This window comes from Micromonospora sp. NPDC048935, from assembly GCF_043197875.1.
In the GTDB taxonomy this organism is placed as follows: Bacteria; Actinomycetota; Actinomycetes; order Mycobacteriales; family Micromonosporaceae; genus Micromonospora.
The window spans coordinates 1-6713 of sequence record NZ_JBICTZ010000025.1 but is presented as its reverse complement, the minus strand read 5'-3'; the positions used below and the strand labels follow the sequence as shown (position 1 = coordinate 6713).

1 protein-coding gene is annotated in these 6713 nt (G+C 73.8%); it reads right to left on the bottom strand.

The features are described 5' to 3' along the window. A partial coding sequence (locus ACGFIW_RS33680; RefSeq protein WP_393324583.1) for an SDR family NAD(P)-dependent oxidoreductase occupies window positions 1–6653 on the bottom strand: 6653 nt, incomplete at its 3' end. Window positions 6654–6713: the final 60 nt, after the last annotated feature.

Here is a 6713-nt window from a genome sequence, read left to right as displayed (position 1 = left end):
AACGCAGCAGCAAACACCACCGACGACCCATACAACTCACGACCCATACCCAACCGCTGCGCACCCTGACCCGTAAACAAAAACGCCACCCGGCCGCCCGGCCGTGCCGTGCCCGTCACCAGTCCGGGCGCGGTCCGGCCTTCGGCCAACGCGGCCAACCCGTCACGCAGCGCCGCGACGTCCGGGGCCAGGACCACCGCCCGGTCGTCGTGCAGCGGCCGCTCGACGGCGCTGGAGAAGGCCACATCGAGCAGCCCGGTCTCCGGGTGGGTGTCGAGGTGGTGCCGGAGCGAGGCCGCCTGCGCCCGCAACGCCTCGGTGCCACGGCCGGAGAGGATCACCGGCACCGGGCCCGGCAGCTCCGGTTCGGCCGGGCGTTCGGCCGGTGCGGACGGGGGCTCCTCGATGATGACGTGGGCGTTGGTGCCGCTGATCCCGAACGACGACACGGCGGCCCGCCGTGGCCGGCCGGTCGCCGGCCACGGCATCGCCTCGGTCAACAACCGCACCGCACCCGACGACCAGTCCACGTGGGGGGACGGCACGTCCACGTGCAGGGTCCTCGGCAGTACGCCGTGCTCCAGCGCCTTCACCATCTTGATCACACCGCCGACACCGGCCGCAGCCTGGGCATGCCCGATGTTCGACTTCAGCGTTCCGAGCCAGAGCGGCGTGGCCTGCGGGCGTTCCGTGCCGTAGGTGGCCAGCAACGCGCCCGCCTCGATCGGATCGCCCAGACTGGTTCCGGTGCCGTGCGCCTCCACCGCGTCCACGTCGGCAGGTGTCAGGCCCGCGTTCGCCAGCGCCTGGCGGATCACCCGCTCCTGCGACGGACCGTTCGGGGCGGTCAGCCCGTTGCTCGCACCGTCCTGGTTGACCGCGCTGCCGCTGAGGACGGCCAGAATCCGGTGGCCGTTGCGCTCGGCGTCCGACAGCCGCTCCAGCAGCAGCAGACCCGCGCCCTCGGCCGGCCCGAAGCCGTCCGCGGCGGCCGAGAACGCCTTGCAGCGGCCGTCGGCCGCCAGGCCTCGCTGCCTGCTGAACTCGACGAAGGTCGCGGGCGTCGCCATCACTGTCACGCCGCCCGCCAGCGCGAGATCACACTCCCCCTGCCGCAGCGACTGCGCGGCCAGGTGGAGCGCGACCAGGGACGACGAGCAGGCCGTGTCGACCGTGACGGCGGGACCTTCGAAACCGAAGGTGTAGGCGATCCGCCCCGAGGCGACGCTCATGGTGTTGCCGGTCAGCAGGTGACCCGCCAGTTCGTCCGACGAGTCCTGCGCACCCGCCTCGTAGCCCATGGCGGACGTGCCGACGAAGACGCCGGTCCGGCTGTTCCGTAGCGACGACGGGTCGATGCCGGCCCGCTCGACCGCCTCCCACGACGTCTCCAGCAGCAGCCGCTGCTGGGGGTCCATGGCGAGCGCCTCGCGCGGCGAGATCCCGAAGAACGCCGCGTCGAACAGGGCCGCGCCGTCGAGGAAACCGCCGCCGCCCGCGTGGCTGCTCCCCGGCGCGTCCGGGTCGGGATCGCGCAGCCGGTCCAGATCCCACCCGCGGTCCTCCGGGAAGTCGGAGACCGCGTCCCCGCCCCGGGCCACGAGGTCCCAGAGGTCCTGCGGCCCCGCCACACCGCCCGGGTAGCGGCAGCTCATGGAGACGATCACCACCGGCTCGTCCGTGCCGACGGCGACCGGCGGGGGCGCGGGGGCCGCGGCGGGCGTACCCAGCAGTTCGGCTTTCAGGAAGGCCGCGAGCGCGTCCGGGGTCGGGTGGTCGAAGACCAGCGTCGCGGGGAGCCTGAGGCCGGTGTCGGCACGCAGGCGGTTGCGTAGTTCCACGGCGGTCAGCGAGTCGAAGCCGAGCTCCTTGAAGGACCGTGCCCGGTCGAGGGCGTCCGAGGGGCGGTGGCCGAGGACTGCCGCGACATGCGCCTGGACCACGTCAAGGAGCAGCCGGTCCGGTTGGGCGGTGGCCGCCAGCCGGTCGGCCAGGGCGTGCACGCTCTCCGGCAGGGCCGCCGCCGTCCGGCGGGCGGGTGCTCCGACGAGCCGGCGCAGGATCGCGGGTGGCGCGGTGGCGTCCGTGGCCCGGCGTCCCAGCCCGGCGAGGTCGAGCCGGGCCGGGACGAGAACGGCCTCGTCCACCAGGCGTGCCGCGTCGAAGAGGGCAAGCCCCTCCTCCGACTCCAGCGCGACCAGCCCCGAGCGCCCCATCCTGGCCAGGTCCGCCGTGCCGAGGTGCGCGGTCATCCCGCTCCGCTCGGCCCACAGGCCCCAGGCGAGGGACGTGGCGACGAGCCCGCCGGCCCTGCGCCGGTACGCGAGCGCGTCCAGACCGGCGTTCGCGGCCGCGTAGCCGGCCTGTCCCGCCGTGCCCAGGGTCCCGGCGGCGGAGGAGAACAGCACGAACATCGACAGCCCGGCGTTCAGGGTCAGCTCGTGCAGGTTGAGCGCGGCCTGGACCTTCGGGCGGAGCACGGCGTCGATCCGCTCGGGACTCAACGCCTCGACCACACCGTCGTCCAGCACACCAGCCGCATGGACCACACCGGTCAGCGGCCGGTCCGACGGCACCGTGGCCAACACCGCCGCGAGCGCCGTACGGTCGCTGGCGTCGCAGGCGGCGAAGGTCGCGGTGGCACCGAGGGCGGTCAGCTCGGCGGCCAGGTGGGCGGCTCCCGCGGCGGCTTCACCCCGTCTGCTCAGGAGCAGCAGGTGGCGCACACCGTAGTTGGTGACCAGGTGCCGTGCGAAGAGCGCGCCGAGGTTCCCGGAGGCGCCCGTGACCAGGACCGTACCCGCGGGGTCGGGTCCTTCCGGGAGGCCGAGCACCAGCTTGCCCACATGTGCGCCCTCGCGAAGGACGCGGAATGCCTCGGGAGCCCGCCCGAGGTCCCACCGGGTCACCGGCATCGGGGTGAGCGCACCGCTACGGAACAACTGGAGGATCTCCGCGAGCAACTCCCGGATCCGGTCGGGACCAGCCTCCCGCAGGTCGAACGCCCGGTAGGCGACTCCCCCGTGGGTCGCGGCCACGGTCTGCGGGTCGCGCAGGTCGGTCTTGCCGATCTCGATGAATCGCCCGCCGGGAGGCAACAGACGCAGCGACGCGTCGACGAACGGCCCCGACAGCGAGTTGAGGACCACGTCCACGCCCCGGTCGAAGACCGTTTCGAACTCCGTCGACCGGGACGAGGCGATCCGGTCCTCGGGCAGGCCCAGCGACCGCAGCGTCTCCCACTTCGCCGGGCTGGCGGTGCCGTAGACCTCGGCACCCAGATGGCGGGCCAACTGGACGGCCGCCATGCCGACGCCGCCCGCCGCCGCGTGCACCAGGACCGACTCACCCGGACGGAGCCCGGCCAGGTCGACCAGGCCGTAGTACGCCGTCAGGTAGACCACCGGCACCGCGGCCGCGTCCTCGAACGACCAACCCTCCGGCATCCTGGCCAGCAGACGTTCGTCGGTGACGGCGAGCAGGGCGAACGCGCCGGAGAACAGGCCCATCACCCGGTCGCCGACGGCCAGGCCGGTCACGCCGGGTCCGACCTCGGCCACCACTCCGGAACCCTCGACACCCAGCCTGGGCGTGTTCTCGCCCAGATCGACGTCGAGGGCGTTGAGCACGTCCCGGAAGTTCAGACCCGCGGCCCGCATCACCACCCGGACCTCGCCCGCCGCCAGTTCAGCGACGGCGTCCGGGTTCGGCAGCAGCGCGAGGTTCTCCAGCGTGCCCCGTTCCGCGGCGTCCAGCCGCCAGGCGGACGCGGCCGACGCGGTGGGCGCGGCGGGCGGCAGCAACAGCGTGGGAGAGCTGACCCGGGCGAGAGCGGGGACGAGGACCGTGCCCGCGCGGACGGCCAGCTCCGGCTCGGCCGATCCCAGGGCGGCGGACAGGGTGCCGGGGTCCGCCACGCCGGGCTCCAGGTCGAGCAGCGCGAACCGGCCGGGGTGTTCGGCCTGGGCGGACCGCACCAACCCGTGCACCGCCGCGTGCGCCAGGTCGTGCACGTCCTCGCCGGGCCGGGTTGCCACCGCGCCCCGGGTGATCACGACCAGCCTGGCCTGGTCGAGACGGTCGTCGGCCAGCCAGGCCTGCAGAACGGCGAGCGTCCGGTGCAGCACGGAACTCACCGCGTCCGCCGATCCCGGGTCGCCACCCGGCGGGACAGACACGACCACCTGGGAGGGTACGGAATCGCCCTGGATCGGAAGCCCTGGCAGGACCGGCAGGCCCAGACCGAGGTCGTCGGTGCCCAACGCGGCCGTGCCGGCCAGACTGGACGCACGGGCGGGCACCTCGGTCCACTCCAACCGGAACAGGGAGTCGCGGAAGGGGTCGGAGGCGCGGCGGGCCGGGGCCGCGAGGTGCCCCGGCGCGACCGGACGCAGCGTGAGTGAGTCGACAGTGGCCACCGGGTCGCCCGCGCCGTCGAACAACGCCAGTGCGTACGCGCCGTCCTGCGGGGACGGCGTCAGTCGGACTCTCAGCGACGAGGCCCCCGACGCGTGCAGGCGGACCCCCGACCAGGAGAAGGGCAGCGCCAGCTCGCCGTCGGCCGGCCCGGCGAGCACCACGGCGTGCAGCGCCGCGTCGAGCAGCGCCGGGTGCAGCCCGTAGCCGGCGGGATTGTCGAGAGCGGGCTCGTCGGGCAGCCGCACCTCGGCGAAGATCTCCGCACCGAACCGCCACACCGTGCCGAGGCCCTGGAAGCAGGGGCCGTACTCGTAACCGCGTCCGACGAGATCCGCATAGCCGACCGCAAGCACCGACCCGGTGGGCGGCCACTGCGCGAGCGCCTGCGGTGTGTCGCCGGAGGACGCGGCAAGTGTGCCGACCGCGTGGCAGGTCCACGTGCCGTCCCCGTCGCCGTCGGCCTCCCGCGAGTGGATGAGGACCGGCCGCCGGCCCGAGTCGTCCGGCGGACCTACCTCGACCTGGAGGTCGACCGCGGCCGACCCCGTCAGCAGGAGAGGCGCCTGCAGCGTGAGCTCCTCGAGCTCGTCCCGGCCGACCTGGTCACCGGCGTGGACGGCCAGCTCGACGAGGACCGCGCCGGGCACCAGCACACTGCCGGAGACCACATGGTCGGCGAGCCACGGGTGCGTGCGTAGACCGAGCCTGCCGGTGAGCACGAAACCGTCGGTGCCCGGCAACGGCACCGCCGCCCCCAGCAGCGGATGGCCGGCGGCGCGCAGGCCCGCCGCGGTCACGTCACCCGGGTGCCCGACCACGTCGAGCCAGTAGCGGTCCCGTTGGAAGGAGTAGGTGGGCAGCTCGACCCGTCGCGCCCCGGAACCGGCGAACACAGCCTCCCAGGAGGGGGCCGCGCCGTGGACATGAGCCTCGGCCAGCGCCTCCAGGAAGCGGCGTTGCCCGCCCTGGCCCCGCCGCAGCGTGCCCAGCGCGAACGCGTCGGCGCCCGCATCATCGAGCGTCTCCTGGATGCCGATGGTGAGCACGGGATGGGCGCTGACTTCGACGAAGAGCGTGTGGCCCCGCGAGACGAGCTCGCTGACCGCGTCCTCGAACAGCACCGGCTGTCGCAGGTTGCGGTACCAGTACTCGGCATCGAGCATCGCGGTGTCGAGCGGTCCGTCCCGCGTCACGGTCGAGTGGAAGGGCACGGCCGAGGGTCGTGGCTCGATTCCCGCCAGCAGGTCCTGCAGTCGCTCGCGGATCGGCTCGACCTCGGCGGAATGGGAGGCGTAGTCGACCGGAATTCTCCGTGCCCGCACCCCTGCGGCCTCGCAGGTCTCCAGCAGTCCGTCGATCGCGTCCGGTGCACCGGAGACCACCGTCGAGCGGGGACCGTTGACCGCGGCGACCGACGCTCGGCCACTCCACGGGGCCAGCAGGCGTTCGACCTCCTCCGGCGGGAGCGGCAGCGAGGCCATGCCACCCGCGCCCGCCAGCTCCTCGGCGATGATCTTGCTGCGCAGCGCCACCACGCGGGCCGCGTCGGGCAGGCTCAGTGCTCCGGCAACGCAGGCCGCGGCGATCTCTCCCTGGGAGTGGCCGACGACGGCAGCGGGCTCGATTCCGTGCCTGCGCCACAGGTCGGCAAGCGCCACCATCACGGCGAACAGCACCGGCTGGACCACGTCGACGCGGTCCAGGGACGGGGCGCCTTCCTGACCGAGCAGCACGGCGGTCAGCGACCAGTCGACGAACGGATCGAGCGCGGCGGCGCACTCGTGCAGCCGCTCCGCGAAGGCCACCGAGGACTCCATCAGCTCGGCGGCCATCCCGGCCCACTGCGAGCCCTGCCCGGGGAAGACGAACACCGGCCCGGGGCGGAGAGGACGGGCGGTCCCCCGCAGCACACCCACCGCCGGGTCGTCCTCGGCGAGGCCGCGTAGCCCTTCGGTGAGTTCTTCCCGGTCCGCGGCGACGAGGGCGGCGCGGTGCGCGAACGCGGTGCGCGTCGTGGCCAGCGAGAGGCCGAGGTCCGCGGGGGACACGGAAGGCTCGGCGGCGAGCAGGTCCAGGAGGCGTCCGGCCTGCGCCCGCAACGCGGCGTCGCTCCGCGCGCTCACCACCACCGGCACCGGCACCGGCGTCTCCACCGACGCCTCCACAGACGCCTCGGCCGGCGCCTGCTCGAGAATCACATGCGCATTGGTCCCACTAATACCAAAAGACGACACCCCCGCCCGCCGAGGCCGACCCACCTCCGGCCACAACCGCGACTCCGTCAACAACCGCAC